This is a genomic window from Sporosarcina soli, from assembly GCF_042655805.1.
Lineage (GTDB): Bacteria > Bacillota > Bacilli > Bacillales_A > Planococcaceae > Sporosarcina > Sporosarcina soli.
In genome coordinates, this window is the sequence record NZ_JBHSNO010000005.1 from 1,096,242 (window position 1) to 1,120,499 (window position 24,258).

A 24,258-nucleotide genomic window follows, 5' to 3' on the forward strand; every position below is an offset into this window, starting at 1 on the left:
CTTAGTCCTCCTTCATGATTTTCACGGAATCTCCATCATTCAGGAGGTTTTGTCCTTTAATAACGACTTCTTCATGTTCTTTTAACTCACCTGTTACCGCAGTTAAATCTGTTCCATAACGGATAACTTCCACTTCTTTTAACACGGCAGTTCCATCAGCAATCGTAAAGACCACCGATTTCCCTTCCTTCTGGATCACTGCAGTGGTTGGAACAAGGATCGTATCGGACGCCAATACTTCATCCACGATAATCGTAGCCACCATACCAGGTCGAATCAAATGATTCGGATTGTCGATTCGCGCTTCGACCGTAAACAAGCCAGAGCCGGAACTTACTGCAGAAACATAGGAAACGGTTCCCTTGAATTTTTCTTTCATTCCGTTCACTTCGACGTCAATTGTTGCACCCGGTTTAAAAATGGATAATTGATCCGGAAGGACATTGACACTCACTTCTACTGTATCGATGGATACGATCGTTACAAAGGGTTGCTGACCGGACGCCATCGCACCCACTTCACCTGAAACTTGTGTCACTTCTCCAGATGCAGTCGCAACAATCACTTTATCATCCAATCGCTCATTCGCTGAATCGACACCCAGTTGTGCCTGCTCGACCCCCGCTTGGGCTTGTTCTACAGCTGCTTGGGCTTGCATAATCCCGATCTCCGCATCTTGAATCGATGATTGCGCAATGCTTGATCCGATTCTGGATTGGTCTAAAGATGCCTCCAGCGACTGTAAACTTAAATCTCCGCTCGCTTGATTTTTATTCAAAACGACTTGGTCATAAGCATTTTTGGCATTCTTTTCTCCGTTCTCAGCGTCTTCGTAATTTTGTTGGGAAATGAGTCCCTCATCATGCAAAGCTTTCATACGTTCCAAGTTTTGTTTCGCTTGATCCCAAGCCAGTTTTGCATTTTTGATTTGGAATTCGATGTTGTCCAAATTGTCATTTTTAGCTTTACGCGCTTCTGCTAAGGAAGCCTCGACTTGCCTCACAGATGCTTGGGCCTGTGAATAACTTTTTTCAGCTTTCGACTTTCCACTCTGTGCATTGCGCAAACCGCTTTGTGCACTTTTCAAACCACTTTGGGCTTGTTTTAAAGCGGCCTGCTGTTGCTTGACTGCGTTTCGTTCAGCGGTATCATCAAGGCGCGCAAGGACTTGACCAACTTTAACAATATCCCCTTTTTGCACTTTGATTTCTTTAAACTCGCCGGCCGTTTTAGGAACGACGTCCACTTCCGTTTCAGGAATGATCGTTCCGGTTAATCGATTGCTATCACTTAAGGCTCCGTAGGTCACTTCCGCAACCTCAACCGGAATTTCTTTCGCAACCGGCTCTTCTTCCCCCGACGTCTCATCCTTATTACAGCCAGCCACTACAGCCATAACCGCTATAATGGATAAAAAGCCTAGTATTCTCCTATTTTTCTTTCGCTTCATCTCAGAATCGAATCCTCCCTTTACAATCTATACATAAAGTGAAACTTCAATCAGTGGGTGGGGTTCCCCATCCCCCACTGATTGAGTGGAACACAAGCTAAAAGCGTCACGTCCTGTGACAACGCTTGTGTGACCAACATCGTGTTGGCCCGAACCAATCGGGCTTTTACACGGATGTCCAAACTACCTACTGAAGGAAGGCAACTTAAGTTCGCGGCCTCCTGTAAGTGCCTTAATTTCTGCAAAGAGCGCAGAAATTAAGGCCAATCGAACCCTTCGCTGTTCGATTGGCAGTTGATCTCCCACCTATCCTTATCGTTTTACTTAACTCTTGAGGTGGGAGTCTTACTGCCCGTTAATGCGGGACAAATGAAGAGAGCGGACTGGCGATCGCCGCACAGTTCCGCTTCTTATACACATTTCACTTCTAGCTTACGAGTTAGTTCGTGATCATTAAATGACGCCTGCCTCAAGCAATTCGACTTTTTTCGTCAACAAGACGTAGGCATCTTTGGCTAAACCAAGTGACAGCTCCGCTTGGTCCAAACGGATCGAAGCCAGTTCATAATCTGCACGAGAAACAAGTCCTAATTCATAACGACGTTTTAACGTCTGGTCGTCTTCTTTAGCAAACTTCAATTCGCGCTCTGCATCCTTGATGGCTTGGAAACCATCTTCAACGTCATAGAATAGTTGTCTGATAGAAATGGCCATATCCACTTTTAACTGTTCGAGTTTCTCTTTTTCAATCTTCACATTGATATCTGCCTGATTTTTGTCATACGATTTCGAGTCTTCATCTTCATGGACTCTTGTACGCTGTTTCTCAGCCAGTTCAATCGTATTGAGCTGGTTTTTGTATTTGAACGAGTTTTCAATGAGCTCTTGAGTTTCGGTCTCTTGTTCAATCAGCTCCAATTCCTCCAAATTGAGTGGTTGGAGCGTCAAGTCCGGATGATAGACAATCCCTAGGTCAAGCGCGAATTCCGCCAGGTTTTTATCCCATTCTTTCTTATCTAATGCGAGCTGGATTTCTTGGCGCTCAATTTCGCGTAATTCTTTTGAGTGTTCATCACGGGAAAGAAGACCTAAGTCATAGCGACGCTTTTTCATTGCGACTTCTTTTTCTTTGAGGTTCAGAGCTTTCTGTTGCAATTCTTGCTGTTCCGCCCCCATTAACAATTGGATATAAGTCGCAGTCGTTGCCATTTTAATATTTTCTTTCGCTTCTTCTTCCGAGTAGATCAATGAAAGTTGTCCTGACTCCATTTGGTCAAGCGCATCTTCAACTGCATCGATCTTATCTTGCAATGCTTCTAGCTGGTTTTGAATTTGAAGTCGTTCCGCGAATGAAGCACTACCTCCAGCCTTTTGCAAGCGTTTTTTCGTTCTTTCCAAATCTCGAATATCGAAAACTGTTTCACCGTAGTCCTTGCTTGTCCCGCCTGTTTGGCTTTCGAGAAGTTCAAGTTGATAGTTTAGAAGTAAAAGAGAGTAATTATCTTCAAGTGCAAGGTCAAGCACCGTTTCGAGTGAGAGGCTATCGATTAACTCCATTTCGATTTCCTCTAGCCCTTCTTCCTCAAGCTCACCTTCTAGAACAATTTCACCATCTTCTATATTTTCACCGTCTTCGGTTACGTTGACATCCTCAATTTCTTCCACTCCATCTGCCAATGCGACTGTCGACATACTTGGGAGTGCCAACATCAATGCTAGTCCCAACGCAGTACCTTTTTTCATACAACCATTCCTCTCTACTTTTCTAGTGCTAGTAAACCTATTTTATTATAACAAACTGGTATCATATATTTCTATTATCTTAAAATGACTATGTAATCTTACAAGTATATAAAGTAACTTATAGTCTGGATTTGTTATTTTCTTTTTTAACCTCCATGATTTTCTATCTATCCATACTTTTCAAACACGCATTCCAGCTACTCAACCATTTTATACTCACAGTCTAAACAATACAACTAATAATCGGTTTTTCCTCTAAAATTCAGCTTGATTGTTGAGGTTTTGTTAATTTGAATCAGCTAGACCGAGAGTACAAAGTTTTTACATGAATCGTCTCACACAATCGGTTTCAACACCCAAACTATGCTTCTAAATAAACTGATATTCCATATTTTCATAGAGTTTAGGAATGTGGGGCTTCTGTAACTGACGCTTTTAGTACAAAAATTACCGGATTAAGACAGACTTCTGACCTCTTCCCGAATACCCATCATTTTTTCATCCATCAATTTGGCTGTTTGCGCTGCTTTGAGAAGTTCTTTCTCTAAGTTTTCAGGGATTTCTTTGTCATATTTGTAATAAATTTTATGCTCAAGACTGGCCCAAAAATCCATTGCCAACGTGCGAAGCTGGATTTCCGCATAAACCTGTTCGATGCCATGCGATAATGTCACGGGTACCTGGACAATGATATGTAAACTTTGGTAACCGTTCGCTTTCGGAGACTTTATATAATCTTTTACCTCTATAATTTTAATATCCTTTCGATTTGACAATCTTGTATAAATATCATAGATATCCGTGATAAAAGAACAAACAATCCTCATTCCTGCAATATCGAATATATAGTCTTTCGCATTTCTCATGGTAGGCGCGATATTTTTTCTTTCCAATTTCGCTTGGATACTGTTCACTTTTTTTATTCTCGTTTTAATATGTTCAATCGGATTGGAGTCATTCATATACATGGTTTCTTCAGCCATGATATTCATTTTTGTTTTTAACTCATCTAACGCAAATTTATAGGGCAATAGGAGAAGACTCCACTGCTTCACATCTTCTATTTCAATTTTCCCCGTATGCTTTTTCTCCATTACATTCATCTATGATCCCCCTTTCTCAATCAATCGCGCCTCGGCGTGATTGTGTCCAGATTTTGAATTGCGAATCGAACAGCGTAGGGTTCGATTTGCCGTATTTCTGCGCTTTTTGCAGAAATTAAGGCACCAATTAACTCCTTTCAAAATCTGTGACATCCGCCGGAGGCTTGGGCCAACAGGATGTTGGTCACTCAGGCGTTGCCGCAGGACGCGGCGACCTTAGCCTGAGTTCCTCCAATCAGCAAGGAGTTTGAACTCACTCTGATTGAATTGCTTTCTAGCATTCATCCCGCCACTTATGGAAGTGGGGGACTTCTGCTGAATCAAGTTAAACAAGTGACAGTGTGTCATTTGCTGTTCTGCACTTATAGTAAGTGACGGTGTGTCATATGTCAACTGTAAAATGACAATGCGTCATTACTTTTTCTGAGTTGGACACGGTTCTGACGTTTTTCAAAAAAATATCCCATAAGCCGATTTTCTGACTTATGGGATAGCCCTTCTTCATCATTGACATGTGACACCGTGTCATTTACTATTAGATTGTACTTGTTCGTGCCATAATTTTACTCATTTATCTTCATTCAGTAGGTGTTCAAACGCCCGCTGAACGAATAAAGGAAGACGGTCTAAGTGCTCGACGCCCTAAAAGGAAAGTGCCTTAATTTTTGCAAAGACCGCAAAAATACGGCAAATCGAACCCTTTGCTGTTCGATTCGCAACCAAGATTATACATTAAATAACCAGGAGGAAAAAAGTGCCTAAACAAACCTTTTTTAATTTACCTCAAGATAAACAGGAGACGTTAATCGATTCGGCGGTGAAAGAATTTTCACGTGTCCCATTAAACGAAGCGTCCATTTCCAACATTGTTAAACAGGCAGGAATTGCTCGAGGCAGTTTCTATCAATACTTCGAGGACAAGGATGACTTATTCTTCTTTATCTTAGAGAAATACGCCAAACAGAACGAGGAGAGATTCATTTCCCTGCTACAAGAAAATGACGGAGACTTATTTGACTCTTTCAAGGGAATGTTCCGAGGTATGTTAACGGATTTTCAAAACCAAGATTACGGTATGTTTATTAAAAACGCCTTTTTAAATATGAATCACAAAGTGGAAAATACAATTGCCAAAAATGTAAATATGGAAGATGCAAAATGCCGACAAATCGAACATCTTGACTTGATCAATCGAGATAAATTGAACATTGCAGATGAACATGAATTATTTCATGTCGTCAGAATTATTCTGGCCATCACGTTTCAAAACCTCATTCAAAACTTCGCGTTGGAATTATCCTTTGAAGAATCCTTACAAAACTATACGACCGAAATTGATATGATTAAAAAAGGGCTAGCCAAAGAATGATGGGCTAAACGAAAAGATCCTCTTAAGCATGACTGGCTTAAGAGGATCTTTTTTCATCTAATTTACCACTTAATTTTATCAGCATCTGTTGTTTTCGAACCTTTAATTACCGGATTGTCCTTATCTGTACCAATCGTAATGGTCAGGTCATACATATCCCATAGCTTGGAAGCAGATGCATTTTCTTCAGCATAATTAGAAGCTAGCAAGTTGGCAAACTCTTCACCTGTCTGTTCCGCATACTTCATATCAATTGAAGCATCCGATACAGTGACGAAAAGGTTCACTGTATTGTCCTTCACTTCAGCAGTCGCATCTTCGATCATCATGTTATCCTTCGTAGAAGTTACCGCTTTTTCAATCACGCTTTTTGAAATTTCAGGTGCTTCTTCTGGTGTCTGTGTTTCTTCCGGCGTCTGTGTTGTTTCTCCTGGTGTCTCTACGCCCGGTTTTTCCGGCGTTTCCTCTTTTGTCTGTCCATTACACGCTGCAAGTACCAATCCTAACATCGCAACAAATACAATTAGTAGTTTTTTCATTGTAAATCCTCCTCTGCTGAGTGCAGTTTTTCTAACGTCTTACATGGCGTTAGAACTTGACATTTTCTCGTTTTCTTTCTTCTCCCAATAGCGCTTGAATGTTGTCACGACCATCGCGATGAAGAACGTAACCAATCCCATCAATAACAAGGCGACGAGATCTCTCCAAATGGTAACAAAACCATTCCCTTTCAGAAAGATTTCTCGGACTCCATCGAGAAAATACGTTAAAGGTAATGCATGCCCAATCGTCGACAACAATGTCGGCATCGCATCAAACGGCCATGTAAAGCCCGATAACAGAAACGACGGTACCGCAATCAGCATCGCCAATTGAGTAGATGCAAGCTGGTTTTCTGAGAACAGGCTTACTAAATAACCCAGACCAATTAAAGCAAAAGCAAAACTGATTGTCAATAAAAGAAAGGGCAGTACTTGTCCTCTAAAAGGAAGCTGCACGGCATAAATCCCCACGAGATAGGCGACAAACGTATTCAGAACACCGATCAAAAAATAGGGTGCACATTTTGCATAGGCGATTTTCCATGGTTGCTCTCTCCAATTTGAAAAACGCCCCCAAATCCCCAGTTCCTTATCACGCGTAACCGTTAACGCAATTCCTAATAACAAGACTTGCTGAAGCGCCGTCCCGATTAAACCGTACACAAGAAATACGCTATAGTCAAATGTCGGGTTATAAAGCACCCGGTAACTGAACGGGATCGGTGAAAACACTTTTGTGATTTCTTCACTGCGTAAACCTTGCTGTTGCAACTGTTCAACAGACGCTCCCATGCCGATGGTACTGATGATTTCGTTGGCGGAACGAGTCGCTAAATTCGAGATCATCATATTGCTACCATCAATCATCGTCAGGATGGATGGACTTTCCCCACGCTTAAGGCGGGCTGAAAAATCACTCGGAATGATAATCCCGACTTTTGCTTCGCCAAGCGCAATCGCCTGTTCAATCTCGGACTCTGAGTACACGAGATTGGTTACCTTGAATGATTCAGATTGATCAAAAGACTGAACGATTTGCCTACTAAGTTGACTATTATCCTGATCGAATAATACCGTATTCATCTCTTTCACGGTGTGATTGGAGTAAAGATACGCAAACATGGCTGAATATAAAAGCGGCACCAATACTAACATCGCCAGCAAACGCTTATCTTTGAAAATATTCATCCACTCTTCTTTAATCACATCACCGATCTTCAATCCAGCCTCATTCATTATCCTTTACCCCTTGTTCACTCCATTGAACCGTCATTCCTGTCACAATTCCTTCCGGCAATTGTGGAAAGGCGACTTTCACGCCGAATGAACGGATATCCGTCTCTCCTAAACTTTGAGAAGCCTTTTTCACAGCAAAACTAGCAGCTGGCTCCATTTGAACAATTTTCCCTTCCACTTCTTCCCCAGTTGAAAGCAAGCGCACTTGTACCTCTTGTCCAACGTTGAGGGCCGTCACATCTGTTTCAGGGAAATAAAAGGTTGTCCATTTGTCCTCCTGTGCCTCAATTGTAAACACCGGGTATCCAGATCCTACAAGCTCACCCGTCTCAGCCGATTTCGACACAATGATCCCATCTGCAGGGGCCAGTAATTCCATGTAGCTGACATAGGTTTGGGCTTCAGCGAGGCTCGCCTCCGCTTGCTGTAGTCCAGCCTGCGCGGAAAGTACTAATGCTTCCGCCTGTGAGATACCGGACTTCGCCGACGTAATGGTCGCTTCCGATTGTTTGATTCCCGCTTCCGCAACAAGAATGTCACCTTCCTGAACAGCCACCTGTCCGCGACTCACTTCTGCCAATTCCAATACAGCTTTCGCTTGTTCAAGCTGCGCCTTTGCGGCATTGATTTCCTCTTGGCGCGGTCCCTTTGTCACCATTTGATAGGCTTGATCTGCCACTTCATATTCCGAGCTCGCCTTTTTGAAATTCATCTCCGCCTCTTCCAATGCGGCTTGGGAGGTCAAGCCCTCCTCATATAATGCTTGGAGGCGTTCAAGATTTGTTTGAGCCGTTTCTTGCGCTTTTTTAGTTGCTTCCAATTTACTTTTAGCTTGTTGTTTTTCCTCCGCTCTAGCACCATTTTGAAGTGCCGCCAATTTTGCTTCCGCTACTTTGACAACCGCTTGCGCTTCCTTCACCTGTTTTTCCACAGACTGAGCCGTTAAGCGGGCAGCATCCGCTCCTTGTGATTTCCGTGCTGCCGCGGCCGCTGTTGAGGCTTCCGCTTCCCCCACTTTTCCTTGAGCCATTTGTACGGCAGATTGCGCTTCTGCCAACTTGCCTTTTTGCACTTCCACCGCCGCTTCAGCCTGTGCAACTTTCGTGAGCAATTCTTCACTTTCAAGGCGTGCCAGCACTTGACCTTTCTTGACGACATCGCCTTCCTTCACAAGTATCTCGCTCACACGTCCTCCCATTTTAAAACTGGCATGTAACTGAGTCGCTTCGAGATAGGCCGTTGGATTCGATTCCATTTTCCCAGCAAACTTGCTCTCTACCTTATTTGTCGATAAAACAAAAATACCCGACCCGATCAGCAGTACCATTGCCGACAAGACGATTATTCGAAGATATTTCATATCCTTGCCCCCCTAAATCCTTATCCTTATCGTTCTGACCAAAATTCAAAATCAGTTCTATGGTCACTAGAATGATAGTAACATAGTAATTCTTGGCAGACAAGGACAACAGTCATGAAAAAAATCCTCCAAAGCCCTAAAGGACTTCGAAGGATTTTTTATCCTTATTTTTTGCAATACTTCCGGCTTTGCTATCGCATCATTTTGGTGGTTTGTCCGTCACGAATGCAATGATCGCATTGTTTTCGTCATAAATCATGGAGGCGACTGTAGCAGAACCCTTATAAGCGCCCCATGTTGTGACTTTGATATCTTTTGAATTGAAATATTCTGTATCAAAGACAATCGTTTGCGGATTCAACCGTTTGCCCGAAATCTGGGTGTCACTCGATTTAACAACTGCTTTCTTGCTAGCCGAACGCTTTTTAAAGAACTCCATCGATTCCAATTTCCGATGATCCCGATCCATATGCAAGCGGACGAGTTGACCTTTCGTCTTATCCATCGGTACTTTCACTGTTTTTTTATCATTTTTACTGGTTAGCAGAATTGTCGTTGGTTCTTTTTGATTTTTAGCATCCTTGTAAACAAATTCCGCCTTCCATTTACCATTTTTACTAATATCATAAGTTATGTCATCCACGATGATACTATCCAAGCTATCCAAGTCTGAAGTAAACCACCTTCTCTCGCCCGTTGCAAGGAGGGCATCCACTTCAAAAATCTCCCGACCTGATTGTCTATTGCCGACAATGTCTGCGAGTAAAAGGGCAATGGCTTGATTGCGTTCAATTTTCACGGGACCGCCTTCGATATAGACCACATTGCCTGCCCGGTCTGCATAGACCTTTACAGTGCCTGTATTTTGGAGGGCCCTGGTAATAGCGGAGTCGATCATTTCCGTTTTACCATCAGGATGAAGATAAACGGCAGCGCCATAGTTCACTTTGTAATCTTCCAACTTGGAGAGCTCGTGCAAACGATAAGTCGTACCATCGATTCGGACTTCGCTTGAAGAAACAGCATCGATTACTCCCTTGGCGACAGGTCCCGCAACTTCTGCAAAACCTTTCTTCTTGTTCGCTTCCTTATTAAAGAACACTACATCCCCACGGCGTAGGTCACTTGGTTTTAAAGCCTTGCCATCCCGAATGATTGTCGCGTCTTTCGCATTGAAGATGCCGCCCGTCCCTTCTCCAGGATAGCCGATCACGTCTTTGTCCTGCACTCGATCGACTATTAAAAACTCATTCAAGTTATAGGCACTTACAAATACGATATTTCCTCTATCATCAAAGCTCACTTTGGCAAAGTTGAAGCGATCTTTGACCTTCACTTTTTTCTTCTGATCGTTTTTTTCCCCAATTTCGGCTTTCTGTCCATTTAAATAGAAAGCAAATTGATTCTTCTTGGGGGCATTCGGGAAGGTGTCTGTCGATATTTTATAGGTCTTCCCTTCTGAAACCAACCGAATTTCATCGATTTTCGTAATTTCAATCGCATCGTATTTTGTTTTCTGCTTCATCAATTCTACATCAGTCGGCTTGTTTTTAGCATCGAGCCAAACACGGACTTTTGCACCGAGTAGTTCTTGAAGATCCAAGTTTTTCGCCGTAGCGGGCATATCAATCGTTTTTGTAGAGCCTTTGTCCGTGTAGTATGTGATTTTGTTTTTACTCACATCAATATCTACAACAAAACTTTCTATATAAGTGGATCGATTGAACGAATACGTCAATTCCTCTCCGAATACGTTCACTGTAACGTGATAATCGGCAACATTTGCCCGGTCCGCCATTAAATTGGTAAATAGTTCAACTTGAGCACTTTTACCATTCTCCGCAAGCTCCACTGCTTTCACAGCATAATTCGTGTCTGAGATCGCGTGCCGAATATCAATATCTGCAGGCGTCAATTTCGTAATAGCCTTGCTAAAATCAATGCGCAAAGCTTGGTTGGCATCGTCAAGTGCAACGATATTGGTGATTTTCAAACCGTTCATAGACTTCGGAAGACCACCATGTCCATCAATCGTTCTGACAAAGAAACTGGAAAACTGTGCACGTGTCACAGCTTGTTTAGGCGAAAAACGACCGTCCGCTGTCGACGTGATGCCCAAGTTGGCAATCGTCCGCACATTTTGCCTGTGATGCTCGCTCACTTGATCGATGTCTGTAATCCTTGCATTTCCCGCTTTCGGCTCCAACTCGAAAGCACGGACAAGGACACTAGCCATCTGTTCACGTGTCATGATCTCACTCGGTCGCAAACGATTGTTATCCCCCATAAACGCTTCATGATACTTCACAACCCGCGAAGCTTTATACAACTCTTTGTCTTTCGCTTTTGCAGTCACATCGGCAAAAGGCTCGACTTTCGAAGTACTTTTCTTCCCATGCTTATTTTCCAAATAGCGGGCCAAAATCTTCACAACTTGTCCACGCGTAATCGCATCATTCGGATGGAACTTGCCATTTTGTCCTTTGATAAGTCCCATTTCAACCGCCCGCTCAATGTTTTCAGCATGCGAACTTGCAGATGAAACATCAGAAAATCCTGTCGCAGCACTTGCCACAGGTATCAGCGTTGTAGCGACAAGCACCGCCACGACGAAGCCCACTAAAACTTGCTTGTATAACTTGATCCGACCGAACATTTTTTCACATCCTCCTCATTCGTTTCTGTACATGTTTTTATGTAATATAGCACTAAAATGCCCATTCTATGAAATTATTATTCTATTAATTATATAGTTCAAATTTCGTTATTGCAAATGGACCTATAGCCCCCACTACTCGACATCCCAAGTCAAATTCAGCCGAATAACAGATAGTTAAAAGGGCTGCCCATCCGTCAGTGAATGCATGACAGATGGGACAGCCCTTGCGCGGATATTTGTATGTTACTTTATGGCTGGAGAAATCGTCTTTCTAATTCATTTTTCAAAAAATCTCTTCTGCCCTAAATCCCTCGTCATCCACAAATCCGCCGGGGATGACCTTCCCTTTAGAATCAATTCCTACATTAAACATTCTTTTCAATTCTGTTTCAGTGATCATATTCTTTTCCAATTCAGCATCTGATGATGAAAAAATGATATCGTATGCTAAAATCGCATTTCCATTTAAAATCAAATAATAATCTGTATCCGTCAAAATGGATACTTTATATTTTAGTTTCCCTGATATAAAACTGGACACCGGAACGAAGTTTGTTGTTCCAGTTAACTTATAAAAACCATCTGGAGCTTTTCCGGAATCGGCAGAACTCGTCAATGGCGCTGCTACAGTCAACAGTAAAGTAAATACGAGCGCTAGCGCTATTTTTTTCATTTGAACTCCTCCTATTTTTTAATCGTAAAATCCATTTTCGTGTAATATTCTAGCGACTTCCCGGATAACGATCGTACATCTTTCACCCAAATGGTGTATCGTTGCCCAGGTGTATAACCGTTAACCGGAATGACTTGGACGATTGAATCTTTTTTATCGTTTAAGTAATTGTGAGTTACAGGTACTTCTACTCCCTTGCTATCCACGACCGTAATATTTTTCACTGTTTGAATATCGATTTGTTGATTAAATGGTACATTCCAGATTTTGTTTGCAGGCACATTCGCTTTATGAGATTGCTCTTTGAAATCTTTAACTTGAACGGTAACAAAATCCACCATTTCGCCATATCTCGCGATAAGCACTGTATTTCCAGGCTTTAAAGCTTTTAACGTTCCTGATGATAGAGCAGCGACAGTCGGTTCGGTTGAGATCAACTCCACATCGGAAAGACTAATCGTTTTCTGCGCCCCACCATTATAGAGACCGATTAACTTCACCGCCTGCTCTTCACCGCGTATCATGACTTCAGATGTTAGTTCAATTTGAATCCCTTTTAATTGACCATCCGATAGTTCGGAAGTACTCGCGATAGACGAATGAGCAAAATCATATGTATTTCCTTGGACAGCTAACGAATCGGTGCTTTCATCAAAATGATGCATTGCCTTTATATTGCTTCCAAGCGAAAAGGTTACGGCAAAAGCAATAACTATAGCAAAAAACTTTTTCATGTCATCCCCTCCAATTTAGTATGAATACTTCTAATAATATAATAGAAATGATGCAATGTACATTGTTGGATAGTCAGGATATCATTGGATACCGCGGATAATTCGGGTAATTTATTGCTTACTTTGGTATGGACGCCAAAAAGGTACCGTGCTCCAAAACAATTCGGGATCGTTTTGAAGCACGGTATTCCTTCTTATTCAATCTTGTATTTTTTCGTTTCAATACGTTTACCATTTTCGTCATAGCCATAGATCGTCAGGGTGGAACCGATTTTCGCATCGACGAGTGTGAGTGTATACGTATTATTTCCTTCGTACTTCATTTCATCTCCACTTACCTTCACACTGTGTACATCCGAACTAGTTTTCACCGTCACGGTCGTAAATAGGTTAACAGTTTTACTGTACACGGATTGAATCTTATCATTTGGATTGACTATTTGAAATGGCAATTCCACAGGTTCCATCAACGCTTGTCCATCATTTGATTGAAGAGCATTCGTAATCATTAATCGGTATGTTTTCCCCATTTCATAAGATGTGGTTGGAGTTACCGATACCATTTTTCCGCCCTCCGCTAAACCTAGCGTTATCGTATGTTTTTTTGTTCCATCTAGCACATAAACGCTATCCGTCGATAAAGAACTAGGGTCTATCGGGTAATTAAATCGGATGTTCCAAACCTTATTCACATCATCATTCGTCTGCAAAGTCCACTCCTTGGCATTCGCTAATTGGCTAGTTGCCAAGATCACGAAGAACATGGCTAGAAAAGCTACGACTATTTTAGTTCTTTGTTTCAAGTATGCTCCCCCTCTCTCACTGAGTCACTTTCAGCTCGTCAATTGAGTAATGTTTAAAAATATCTTTCAGTAAGGATTTATCCGTCAAAAGGGTATAGATTGAGTAAGATCCTGTCAGATCTTTTTTAGGAATCTCACTATACGTTTTATTCCCTTTACCGATTTTCTTGTAAATATCGGATTGTAACGGCTTGGATTTATCACTTCCAAATACTGAAACTTTCAATTCGCTATTTTTCTCCAAGTTCGTGTAGACGAAAACGGATTTATTCCCTTTTGGCTCTACTGTTTGCGCTGTGCCGCCTGCTACTGTCACCTGAACCTGTTCCACGGCAGACGTTGTAGTGATTTCAATCGTTGTAATGCTTTGCTTTTCTGGGAGTTCAACCGTATTGACGAAGATGGTTTCGACCACTTTTGCCGGGACAATGACCCGTTTGTTATCTTCAATGGCTTTAGCAAGTTCTTCCGCTGTTAAATCACCGAGTGTCTTGTCGCTGATTGCGCCCCGAGGTACGGTAATCGTCAATTTATTCGCAACTTCTATATCATCTTTATAACTTGCCAATACAGATTTCGGAATCTTAATGTCCACGACTTGATTGCGGATAATTGAATAATCCGGTACAGCAGGGAATGTAATCTTTAATGCATTCTTGGCATTATTCAATTCGAATTGTGCATTCGCACTAATTTCCTTGCTAAGAAGTGACCATTCTTTCGTTTGATCGGAAACTGTGAAGCCTTTCAAAAGGGCCGATTTTTTACTCTTATTTGTTTCAATGGTCGGATCCCACTCTATACCACCGGTTAAAGTAATTGTGATTGTTGCGTTTCCAGCTTTGATTTGTTGATTCGTGAATGAGCTTCCATTAAGTGTCGCTGTGGCGACTGCCCCGATTGCAATTTCTCCGTCAACCGGTATATCCCTAGGGCTGTCGTGATTGATTAATCCTCGTGGGATTTGCAATCTAATCGTTTCTGGGTTCGTAGAATTGTATCCAGGTATTGGCGGTAATTTAATCGTTATTTTATCTTTTGTAATCTTGATTGCCTTTGGATCATTATTAATTGCATTTACTATCATATTTTTACCTGAAGCGGTGCCAGTGAAAATAGTAGTTATCTCATTAGTAGTTAGATTTTCTTTAAACGTTGCATTTTTTAGCGTAATCGTGATTGTCTTACCACCCTTTTGGATATCGGACTTATCGAGTACTAGATTTTCTTTTTTCGGCAATTCAGCGGTTACAGCGGCAATTTTGAATGCCGATGTAGTGATTTTTCCACTTGAAATAGAGAGCAATTCTGCTGGTATATCTAGGGTTACTGAAGTGTCTTCAGTTAAAGAGTAGTCACTTATCCCGTTTAGTGTAAGTTCTGCAACAGTATCGCTTACTCTTTTAATATTAGTGTAAGTTAACTTGGTATCAGAAAAAGTTATTGGTTTAGTGCTAAGGTCTTTCGCCCAAACATCATTTTTCAATGTAATTGTAATTGTCTTGCCGCCTTTGACAATGTCAAATTCATTGGAATTAGTAATTGAACCTGAAATGGTTGCGGTTTGATTGGCAACAGGTGTGATAGTGAAGGCTTTTGGCGTTGTTGAGACTAACGTCTCGTTTGCTGTTATTGAATTCTCGTTAAATGCTATCGGTGTATCAGATCCTATTTTAAATCCAACAATCGGCGGTAATGTAATCGTAACGACTTGATCATTTGTTCTTACTACACTCGCCCCAGCATTTATGACTGCTTTATATGCAGTATCGAATGTAAAACCATTTAGTAATTTTTCACGTAAAGCTGTCTGTTTTGCGATATCGGCATCCCATTTTGCATTGACCAATGTGACAATAATTGTCTCGCCACCTTTAATGATATCCGCTTGGGAGACTTCTGGTGTGACAGTTCCCGATATCAGTGCTTTTGGCTTGGCTTTAATCTCAAATTCTACTGAATTCAGATCCACATCATCTACTAATAGTTGATGAGGGGCTTGAAGTGAAATTTTTTGGTTGGCGGTTAGGTAATAACCTTCGACTTTTGGGATTTCAATCGTTATTTCTGTCTCGTCTACTCTTTTTACATTAGCACTTGTTAAAGCATCTTTAACCTTTTTCCACTGGTCCGCCTGATTTTCCGCTTCAAGCGCATCGATTAGAGCATTTTTCTTTGCGTTTGTAAGATTACTATCCCACTTCGCACTACCACTTAACTTTAAAGTGATTGTTGCTTGATTCCCTGCAATCACATTTTCTTCTGTAATTGGGTTTGGATTTGTAGTGATCTCAAGACTTGAAGCAGTACTCGGTTTAATGTCAAACGACATCGGAGAAATTTCGTTTATATCGTCCCCTAGTGAAGTTGTTCCATCTTTCGCTTTATCAATAGTTGCATAGTTCCCATTAGGTGGCAGTAGTGGTACAGGGTTGAATGTAACAACCCCACCAGTTCCGATGTACGGAATAGCCGGTAATTTAATTTTTAATGTTTGTGGATTAGGAAACTCGATAACATCATTCGGGTTCGCTAGATTAACATATTTTGCGATATCAATTGGTGTATTACCGAATTGGTCTAAAAAGGTTTTCAGTTTAGCCATCTCATAAAACTCAGTTTCGTTCCAAGTGGCATTGACTAATTTAAGCTCAATTTCCTTGCCACCTTTTCGAATTTCTTCTGCCGTCACAGATGACATAACGCTACCGCCCATTGATATTTGCGGGTCAGCATAGATGTCAATGGTGACAGGTGTTACTTGTCCAGGCCAATTTTCAATTAATGCTGGCGAGAGATTCATTGTGATTGTTTCGTCTTGTGAGATTTCATATACAGACGATGCTGGTAGTGTTAATGTGAGCTTTTGATCATCAACAACAACTGTCACATCAGCAAGTTTTTGTTTCAGATCATCTTTGTATTTATTCCATGCAGCTGGATTATTATCCACCGTCATGCTATCAATGAGTAGTGTTTTTTTATCTTGGCTATCGACATCGCTTACCCATTTTCTATTGAGGTCGGATAAAGTAAGGGTAACCTTAAAGCCATCGTTGTTGATTTTAGCTTCAGTTATGATTGTAGGATTGGTGTCTAGCTCAACTTCTATCAATCCCCCCTCCGCTGCCAATGCAACTGAAGGTAGTACTGTAGAAAGTACTAGCATGAATGTAAATAAGGGTAACAGGATGTTACGTAAATAACTTTTAGTGTTCTTGATAGGCTTCATTTGTTCGCTCCTTTATTAATATTGTGTAGGTATTCGTGCAAGATGATACTGTTATTGCTTATGTACTGGATTACTCTCTCTCGTATCTCTCACACGGATTCCTTGGATAATAGCCCTTCTATCCCTACTCCTTACTATCGTACTATTTTCACAATTATTTAGTGTGTTTTCTTGCCAAATTCACTTCAGGAATTTAGACCCGTATCCATTCCATGAGGGTACTATGTAAAGCGTGACACAGGCGACTTCATATTTTCGGAAAAAGTACTTGAAAACAGGAAAACCACCCAACGCCGTTGCAGGCTAATAAAGGGTGGTTCTCAAGACATTAAATAAATTTTCACTACCATCTCCCTGACGGTAGAGGTTACAAAGAGAGGAGCGTTCGAGCGCTTCTCTCTTTTAGGATCTAATCCCCCGTAGTAAACACCATTTCATAATTGCTCCCATTCTCGATCATAATGAGAAGGCGATAAGCCCGGTTCGGCTTAAACCCTGAGCGTGGCGTTACGGTGATTTCTTTGTTTTGTGGATTGACCGCTGTTTGAATTGGAATCTCATTAGTTCCTTGTAGTAGCTTTACATTGACAATGTCTTGCTCCAGAAGTTCACGGTTGAATTTAATACTCCAGATTTTGTCTAGAGGCACGTCATGCAGTTCGGGGAGCTGAATAAATTCCATTGCTCCATTACCGGGACTGCTCGTATACTCGGTGACGTTTACAATTCCTTCACCGTAAAGCGGATCCCATCCGATTGTTCCAAGATCATCTACGTAAATTTTTAATAGCCTTTCCAGTTCTGCAATCTCTCTTTTGGAGTCATCCAGTTTCAACATGGCAGCCACTCCGCTTACATAGGGTGCGGCCATGGAAGTGCCACTTGCGCTTCCAAATTTTTGCTGTGGTATCGTTGAAACGATATCGACGCCAGGAGCGGAAACATCGATCGAAGAACCGGTATTACTGAACTGGGCGATGCGGTCGTTTCTGTCGGTTGCTGAAACGACGATGATTTTTTGCTCGGAAGCTGGATAATAATCGGACGTGTCGGCTTGTTCGTTCCCTGCGGCGGCGATGACCAGGACATTGTTCGAGAGGGCATACTGAATCGTGTCCGCCAAATATTGAGAGTAGCCTTGACCAACAAAACTCAAATTGATGATATCAGCACCGTTGTCGACTGCGTAACGGATTCCCTTCGCAATGTCGGAGTCGTAGCCCCGCCCCTCTTCATCCATGACCCGAATCGGCATTATTTTGACATTCGCTGGCGTCGTATCCGCGATGATACCTGCGACGTGCGTACCGTGGAAATGGACATCCATCGGCTCCGTATCATCCGCGACAAAATCATAGCCCTGCACCATCCGGCCTTTCAGGAAAGGATGTGTATAATCAACCCCAGTGTCAATGACCGCAACAATTACACGTTCATTACCTATAGCTGTTTTGTTTTTCAACTCCGTAATACCGATACGCTCAGTCCCCCAGGACATCGTTTCAATGCTAACAGGCTGAACCGCGATATAGCGGCGAAAATCCGGTTCAAGGGCTTCGACTTCTTGCGCTTCATAAAGCACAGAAGATTCATCAGCAAGAAAATCTTCATTGGCTTGTCCAAGTTCTTCTCTTGAAACACTTTCGACAAATTCATTTCCTTCGTTATCGGTCACTTTTACAAGCATTCGATCGGTTTCTTCATTCACATCAGGATTCCCTGAAGTTGCAAGTGCCAAATCTAAAGTAGGCACTGTCAAAAATAGTCCAGTGAGAAAAATGATCCATATACTAATTATTGCTTTTTTCATCTCTTCTACCTCCCTTGAGCTTCTACTTTCCTATCAGTATAACGGAAATCGGAAGGAACGCGTAAACATCCTACATAACTATTACATATACTTGGAACGAAATAGATATCGCTTCTTCCTTTTACAGAAACAGAATAGCTCCTCGATAGATGACTCACATAGAAGAGCTATTTGTTTCGTTCTATCCAAGCTAATGGATAAATCGTATGTGTGTTGGGGGACGTTGTGTATCGTCAAGTGTGTTGCTTTGCAATGGCGTGGGGTGTGCGGTGTAATTGATGTGTCCAGTCCTGCGGAATAGGCCGCTAAACGTAGTTTATTCCGAATATCTGATGGACTGAGCGGTTGGTCTGGACAACGGTTGGATAGAAAGACGTAGCGGCTCTCCCTCGTCAGGTGTTCAGACAGGTATTGTTCAATGGGCGCCTGCAATGCTACGTATAACGGCAAGTATAGATCTTTTCCGCCTTTCACTTTTGGAAAATAGATTAATCCTTCCGCTAGATTGATATAGTTTCTCTCCAAAACCCGAACCGGCGTCAAGCGTAAGCCGATATAATACAACATGCTGAAAAGAAGGTGATAGCATGGGCCCAACAATTACGCAGCCTCCAATAATCGCTTCACTTCCTCTTCCGTTAATATATTCTTAAGTGGCACATACACTTTGGGAATCCGGATTCGTGCCGCCACATCTACCGGAAAATCCAGTTCATAGACGAGAAACTTATAAAATGATGTCATCGTCCATGAACTTCAGCAATTCCTCTTTCCCAATTGTCTCTAGGGGAAAATCCTTCTCCCCCATAAACCTCCAGAAGCATTCCAGGTCCTTTCCATATCCGCTCGAAGTTTCAGCTGAATAACATTGCCGTTCCAAGTGTTCCAAAAATAATCGCACACTTTCATCAAACCCCTAAGTTTGCTCAACCACCTAATTCCTCCTATCCATTTGCCATGATTTATAAGGCGATAAGGAAAATAAAGGAGATAATGCTCAATATTAAGGAGAATCATTCGCGGAAATGTTATGGAATGTGAAAGGATATTGGTGTTTTTCTCGGGTTCAGTGGGATGGTAGAAGAGATAAGGGGATGATAAGAAATGAAAACTACTAAAATAAATAACAGCCGATTCTATAATTTTATGTTGATTTATAAATAAAGTTATAATATACTATAAAAGTTGGTTCTGTGGTGTAGCGGTTAACATGCCTGCCTGTCACGCAGGAGATCGCGGGTTCGATCCCCGTCAGAACCGTATGATAAAAAGTCGTGAATGGTTTACATAACCTTCACGACTTTTTTAGTTAAATAAACTGGCATTCGGCCTTTGAATAGCTCCTCCAAACGAAACAGTAAGAACAAAAGCGCCTCTATCCATGTCCCAAGTGTAAACCATTCACTTGGGACTTTTTTGGGAGTATTATCCGACTTCTTCATCCAGCTTTTCTTTTCCTAAAGCAGAAAGTGTTGCTTCATGCACATGAATGTATAAATGCTTAAATTACTATTCTAATAATAACTCTGCTTTCCCCTTTCACTACATCCTACTCCCTTTGAATATACGAGCAGTTAGCCACAGGTCAAAATTTTATAATTTCCTGCTCGATGAAAAAAGCTAGCTATTCAACGATTGACTCATCGAAAACCTAGTTAAGTTAAACGATCAGAGCTTTTTCAGCTATAAAAAAACCAATAATAATTTTATCATTGACAAAGTATATTCATGCAATTATGATAATCTTGTAGATGAAAATGAGAATCATTATCAGTATGACATGTATATTTTTTTGCCCGCTATTGAGAATGGTTATCATTTTGGCTTATACAAAATCTTTTAGGAGGAATAGGCTTCATGAGTTATCCATTGTTTTTATCCAAATTTTTTATATTGGCAGTTGGCTTCATGCTTCTTGCGCTTGTGTACTCCATACAGCCATTAACTGTTTCTGCTGCCACTGTTGGCGTTCAGAAGCAAACTTACTGGTATAGTGATGCATTACAAGGTTTAGTCGCCAATGGCGTTCTTTCCAATAAAGAAGAGTTTAAACCAAATAAAGTCATTTCACGTGGTGAGTTTGTCCAATTAATCTATGAATCTCAGGATGCCAAACCAATTGAAAAAGAGAGGTCATCCTTTACAGATATCAAAAAAGAGGATCCCTATTATGCTGCTGTTATCACGTTAGCAGAGCAAGGCGTGTTTAGTGGCTATAGTGACGGTACATTCCGTCCTGCCAATCCTTTAACACGTGCCCAAATGGCCGTTATGGTTTCAAAAGCTTATGACCTCAAGGAAAGTGATAAGAATTCCCCACCCTTTTCAGATATCGATTCCAATCACTGGGCTTTTTCCCAAATCCGTACGCTTTACCATGCGGATATTATAAAAGGAAATGAGAAGAATCAATATGCACCCAATCAACATTTAACATGGGCACATGCAGTTGGTATTGTCTATAAAGCCCTTCAATATGAGGACGAATCTTCTGTACCGGATGCTCCTGCTGTAAAGGATACGCCTTCTGAAGAAATCACGATAACAGATGTTGTCGCACTTAGTAGTGATGGACGCTATATAGAAGTAACGTTTAGCGACGCTCTCAATCACATTGAACCATTCCAATTTCATATTTCTGATGTAGCTTCAAGAGATCTACACGGCGTTCAAGACGTTCAATTAAATAGTGAAGGAAAGAAAGCTATTCTTACTATGTTTGAAGGAGCAGGCTTAAAAACTGTAAGAGATTATACAATCCAATTCAAAGCAAATGGGTTCACAAATTCTGTCTCCTATAATCGAAATGAGTATATTCCAGCCAACGATCTTAAAATTACAGCGGTTGATGTAGCTAACCGTAAAATTACTGTTACAGATGACAACAAGGCCAATAGGACATTTTTTGTACCTGAAAAGCTAGAAATGGATTTTGTCGCAGCCTATAACCGAGAAGTAAAAATCTGGCACAACAGTAATGGTGAACTGACTTCGTATGAGTTTAAAAATGAAGAAAAAGATGTGAAAAAGAAAAACAAATTTATTGCACAATATAAATTAAATGACTTTCTTTTAGTAGAGTCTGTGGATGGTTCTATCATGAAAGGCATCAATGGAGAAATCGACTTAAAGAATTTTGACGTCTTTGTTAAATCACATAAAATGATTGGACAAGCAGATATTCAACAAGGCGATTTCTTACTTTTCAATGAAGTTGAGGGTGTTATGGAAGTTGGAACGAATATCGTTACCGGCAAAATAGAAGCCATCTATGATAGTGGCATTAAGGTAACTGGAAAAGTTTACGACTATGATGGGTATTACATAGACTCAGGAAAACTTAAACATTTTAATTTAAATGCTGCTGAAGATATGAGAAAAACTGTTACTCTTTTCCTTTCGAAAGATGATGACATCATTTTGGTAAAGAACTGACGAACTGAAACTATAGACATGACTGAATTAGGAATCATTCATCATATTACTTACAAAAGGCTCTGCAGGGAAATCACTGCAGAGCCTTTTATCTTTCATCCATCAAATTTTAAATTGTTGAACGAGTCCATTTAACTCTTCGGCTAATCGGGCGAGTTGTACAGCGCTGCCCGCTACTTCTTCCATCGAGCTGCTTGTTTGTTCCATGGAAGCGGCGGTTTCTTGCACGCCGGCAGCGGATTGTTCAGAAATGGCCGCGATTTCTTCAATGGTTCCACTCATTTCTTCGCTATTTGCCGCAATATCCGATAAGTTCTCGGAAATGATCGAAATATTATTTGCCATGTCATTGACTGCATCTCTGATTTCTGTAAAGGTCTTGCTCGTCGTTTGTAATTGCTCGGTTCCTCTTTGCACTTCTGTGTAGCCCTCTTGCAAAGATGCCGTAACCATACTGGATTCGCTTTGGATCGTGTCCACAATGCCGGTTATATCGGTTACTGAAACCGCCACTCCTTCGGCCAGTTTCTTCACCTCTTCCGCGACGACCGCGAAGCCTTTCCCATGTTCCCCGGCTCTTGCTGCTTCAATCGCGGCATTCAAAGCCAATAGATTCGTTTGGTCCGATATTTCTTTAATGACGACAACCAATTTGGATATTTCTTGGGATTGAGTATCCAACCCTTTTATTTTTAAAACAGCATCGTGCATGATGGTATCAATCTGATTCATCTGTTCAGTGGATATGTCCATTAAATGGGTGCCTTCTGCCGTTTTGCCAAGCACTTGCCGCGAAGCTTGCTGGATCGCCTCCCCTTTCCCATTGGCTTCCTCTACTTTCGTTGTAAAAACTTCCATAATCGACGAAAGTTCCGAAGCACTATTCGCTTCGTTCTCAATTCCATATGTCAATTCTTGCATGGTCGTGGCGACTTGTTGGGATGCTGCATTCACTTCATTGGATGACTGTGTCAACTCCTCGCTTTGTGCCGTAACCGTTGCAGAAACGTGGTTGATGTTCTGTAACAACTCACGTGTATGGACACTCATTTCATTCATCGCGACACCTAACTGCCCCACCTCGTCTCGTGTATGTATCGCCAATGGTTCTTGACTTAAATCGCCAGCAGCAATGGACTTCATGCGATCCATCACCTTGATGATCGGTTTTGAAATAATGGAAGACACCACCCATGCGGCAATCATACTGACAATCACAACGATAACGGTGACAATGGAAACCGTTTTGAACGTACCCTCGCCATTCGCAATAATCTGCCTTCCTTGTTCGTTCGTAATCCGTTCCCGATTATCCGCTATCCCTTCATAGCGACTCGTCAGTTCTGAACCGACTTCAGCCAATTTCCCAAGATTGAAAAGGGCGATTTCTTCGTTCCCCTTATCGTATTCATCAAATACTTCACGAATAATGGATTCTCTCCACGCGGCCGTTTCGACAATGAGCTGGTCAAATTCTTCTGAAGCTGCCAGCACTTCGGCCTGAGCCTGATATTCTTTACTTAGCTCGGTATATGTATAAAATTGCTCTTTGTAATCCGGATTCCCAAACAAGACATACGCCCGGACAGCAGCAATCCGATTCGCCATCGTTGTGGCCAACTTTTGATCAGCCATCAATAAAGGAATTTCCTTATTCACAATGTTCTCTGTCATCTCATTGACATCTTTAACCGATGCAAGATTGTAAACGCCTAATCCGATCACCAACAACACAACTATCGAAAATGAAAAAGTCAATTTACTCCTTATACTTTTAAAACCTACTCTCTTCATCTAAACATCTCCTGTTCAGTATGGGATTTTACTGCTCCGTCACCGAAAACCTCAAAGTAACGACTCCTTTCTCCAACAAATTCCTATGTCCTTATTCCTCGTATAGAGACGATTACTTATCAAACGCTTAAAAGCTTGAAGTTTTTATAAGATTTTTCAGATCAGCGATCAAGTTCATTCCTCCCTCCTTACTAGTTGGACTTATAAAAACCATACCCCAGTAGATATAAATCAATCATTCTACACATATTTCATTTCACCTACAATAATAATATCGGATTAAATATGTGAATTTTAATAATATTCTTGTAAATA

General features: G+C 41.4%; 17 protein-coding genes and 1 tRNA gene. 3 read left to right on the forward strand and 15 right to left on the reverse strand.

Features of this window, described 5'->3' with window-relative positions; all coding sequences use genetic code 11:
• Nucleotide 1 precedes the first annotated feature (1 nt).
• The 3 genes from ACFPRA_RS09290 to ACFPRA_RS09300 all read right to left on the reverse strand — a co-directional run bounded on the left by ACFPRA_RS09290 (nucleotide 2) and on the right by ACFPRA_RS09300 (nucleotide 4,296).
• Nucleotides 2-1,450, reverse strand: coding sequence for an efflux RND transporter periplasmic adaptor subunit (locus tag ACFPRA_RS09290; protein ID WP_381433159.1), 1,449 nt, complete (start codon nucleotides 1,448-1,450; stop codon nucleotides 2-4).
• A 453-nt stretch (nucleotides 1,451-1,903) separates the two neighbouring features.
• Entirely contained in the window at nucleotides 1,904-3,193 is a 1,290-nt protein-coding gene (locus ACFPRA_RS09295; protein WP_381433162.1) for a TolC family protein, read from the reverse strand.
• Nucleotides 3,194-3,648: 455 nt separating this feature from the next.
• Nucleotides 3,649-4,296, reverse strand: a complete 648-nt coding sequence (locus ACFPRA_RS09300) for a GTP pyrophosphokinase (protein WP_381433165.1) — start codon at nucleotides 4,294-4,296, stop codon at nucleotides 3,649-3,651.
• A gap of 754 nt (nucleotides 4,297-5,050) precedes the next feature.
• Here ACFPRA_RS09300 and ACFPRA_RS09305 point away from each other — a divergent pair.
• Nucleotides 5,051-5,665: a TetR/AcrR family transcriptional regulator gene (locus tag ACFPRA_RS09305; RefSeq protein WP_381433168.1), complete on the forward strand. Its 615-nt coding sequence runs from the start codon at nucleotides 5,051-5,053 to the stop codon at nucleotides 5,663-5,665.
• A 62-nt stretch (nucleotides 5,666-5,727) separates the two neighbouring features.
• On the opposite strand, the gene ACFPRA_RS09310 is transcribed toward ACFPRA_RS09305, so the two are convergent.
• The 11 genes from ACFPRA_RS09310 to ACFPRA_RS09360 form a co-directional block, all read right to left on the reverse strand.
• Complete coding sequence (locus ACFPRA_RS09310) at nucleotides 5,728-6,204, reverse strand: hypothetical protein (RefSeq protein WP_381433171.1); 477 nt, start codon at nucleotides 6,202-6,204, stop codon at nucleotides 5,728-5,730.
• A 39-nt stretch (nucleotides 6,205-6,243) separates the two neighbouring features.
• Nucleotides 6,244-7,443, reverse strand: a complete 1,200-nt coding sequence (locus ACFPRA_RS09315) for an ABC transporter permease (protein WP_381433174.1) — start codon at nucleotides 7,441-7,443, stop codon at nucleotides 6,244-6,246.
• On the reverse strand, nucleotides 7,436-8,803 hold the full coding sequence (locus ACFPRA_RS09320; protein WP_381433177.1) for an HlyD family efflux transporter periplasmic adaptor subunit: 1,368 nt from the start codon (nucleotides 8,801-8,803) through the stop codon (nucleotides 7,436-7,438). Before ACFPRA_RS09320 ends, ACFPRA_RS09315 begins: the two co-directional genes overlap by 8 nt.
• Nucleotides 8,804-9,002: 199 nt before the next feature.
• Nucleotides 9,003-11,459, reverse strand: coding sequence for an S-layer homology domain-containing protein (locus tag ACFPRA_RS09325; RefSeq protein ID WP_381433180.1), 2,457 nt, complete (start codon nucleotides 11,457-11,459; stop codon nucleotides 9,003-9,005).
• Between the two features lie 286 nt (nucleotides 11,460-11,745).
• Nucleotides 11,746-12,135, reverse strand: a complete 390-nt coding sequence (locus ACFPRA_RS09330) for a hypothetical protein (protein WP_381433183.1) — start codon at nucleotides 12,133-12,135, stop codon at nucleotides 11,746-11,748.
• A gap of 11 nt (nucleotides 12,136-12,146) precedes the next feature.
• Nucleotides 12,147-12,869, reverse strand: coding sequence for an Ig-like domain-containing domain (locus ACFPRA_RS09335; RefSeq protein ID WP_381433186.1), 723 nt, complete (start codon nucleotides 12,867-12,869; stop codon nucleotides 12,147-12,149).
• A gap of 194 nt (nucleotides 12,870-13,063) precedes the next feature.
• The gene (locus tag ACFPRA_RS09340) at nucleotides 13,064-13,672 is read right to left on the reverse strand and encodes an Ig-like domain-containing domain (RefSeq protein ID WP_381433189.1); all 609 of its coding nucleotides are present in this window, start codon (nucleotides 13,670-13,672) and stop codon (nucleotides 13,064-13,066) included.
• A gap of 16 nt (nucleotides 13,673-13,688) precedes the next feature.
• Nucleotides 13,689-16,904 (reverse strand): hypothetical protein, encoded by a 3,216-nt coding sequence (locus ACFPRA_RS09345; RefSeq protein WP_381433193.1) that lies wholly within the window; start codon nucleotides 16,902-16,904, stop codon nucleotides 13,689-13,691.
• 409 nt (nucleotides 16,905-17,313) lie between these two features.
• Entirely contained in the window at nucleotides 17,314-18,714 is a 1,401-nt protein-coding gene (locus ACFPRA_RS09350; RefSeq protein WP_381433196.1) for a S8 family serine peptidase, read from the reverse strand.
• A gap of 81 nt (nucleotides 18,715-18,795) precedes the next feature.
• On the reverse strand, nucleotides 18,796-19,314 hold the full coding sequence (locus ACFPRA_RS09355) for a tyrosine-type recombinase/integrase (protein ID WP_381433200.1): 519 nt from the start codon (nucleotides 19,312-19,314) through the stop codon (nucleotides 18,796-18,798).
• The gene (locus ACFPRA_RS09360) at nucleotides 19,315-19,458 is read right to left on the reverse strand and encodes a hypothetical protein (protein WP_381433203.1); all 144 of its coding nucleotides are present in this window, start codon (nucleotides 19,456-19,458) and stop codon (nucleotides 19,315-19,317) included.
• 443 nt (nucleotides 19,459-19,901) lie between these two features.
• On the opposite strand from ACFPRA_RS09360, the gene ACFPRA_RS09365 reads away from it, so the two are divergent.
• Together ACFPRA_RS09365 and ACFPRA_RS09370 are read left to right on the forward strand one after the other, a co-directional pair.
• Nucleotides 19,902-19,974: transfer RNA gene (locus ACFPRA_RS09365), tRNA-Asp, on the forward strand.
• Between the two features lie 597 nt (nucleotides 19,975-20,571).
• Entirely contained in the window at nucleotides 20,572-22,149 is a 1,578-nt protein-coding gene (locus tag ACFPRA_RS09370) for an S-layer homology domain-containing protein (protein ID WP_381433206.1), read from the forward strand.
• Between the two features lie 102 nt (nucleotides 22,150-22,251).
• On the opposite strand, the gene ACFPRA_RS09375 is transcribed toward ACFPRA_RS09370, so the two are convergent.
• Entirely contained in the window at nucleotides 22,252-23,943 is a 1,692-nt protein-coding gene (locus ACFPRA_RS09375; RefSeq protein WP_381433209.1) for a methyl-accepting chemotaxis protein, read from the reverse strand.
• Nucleotides 23,944-24,258 lie beyond the last annotated feature (315 nt).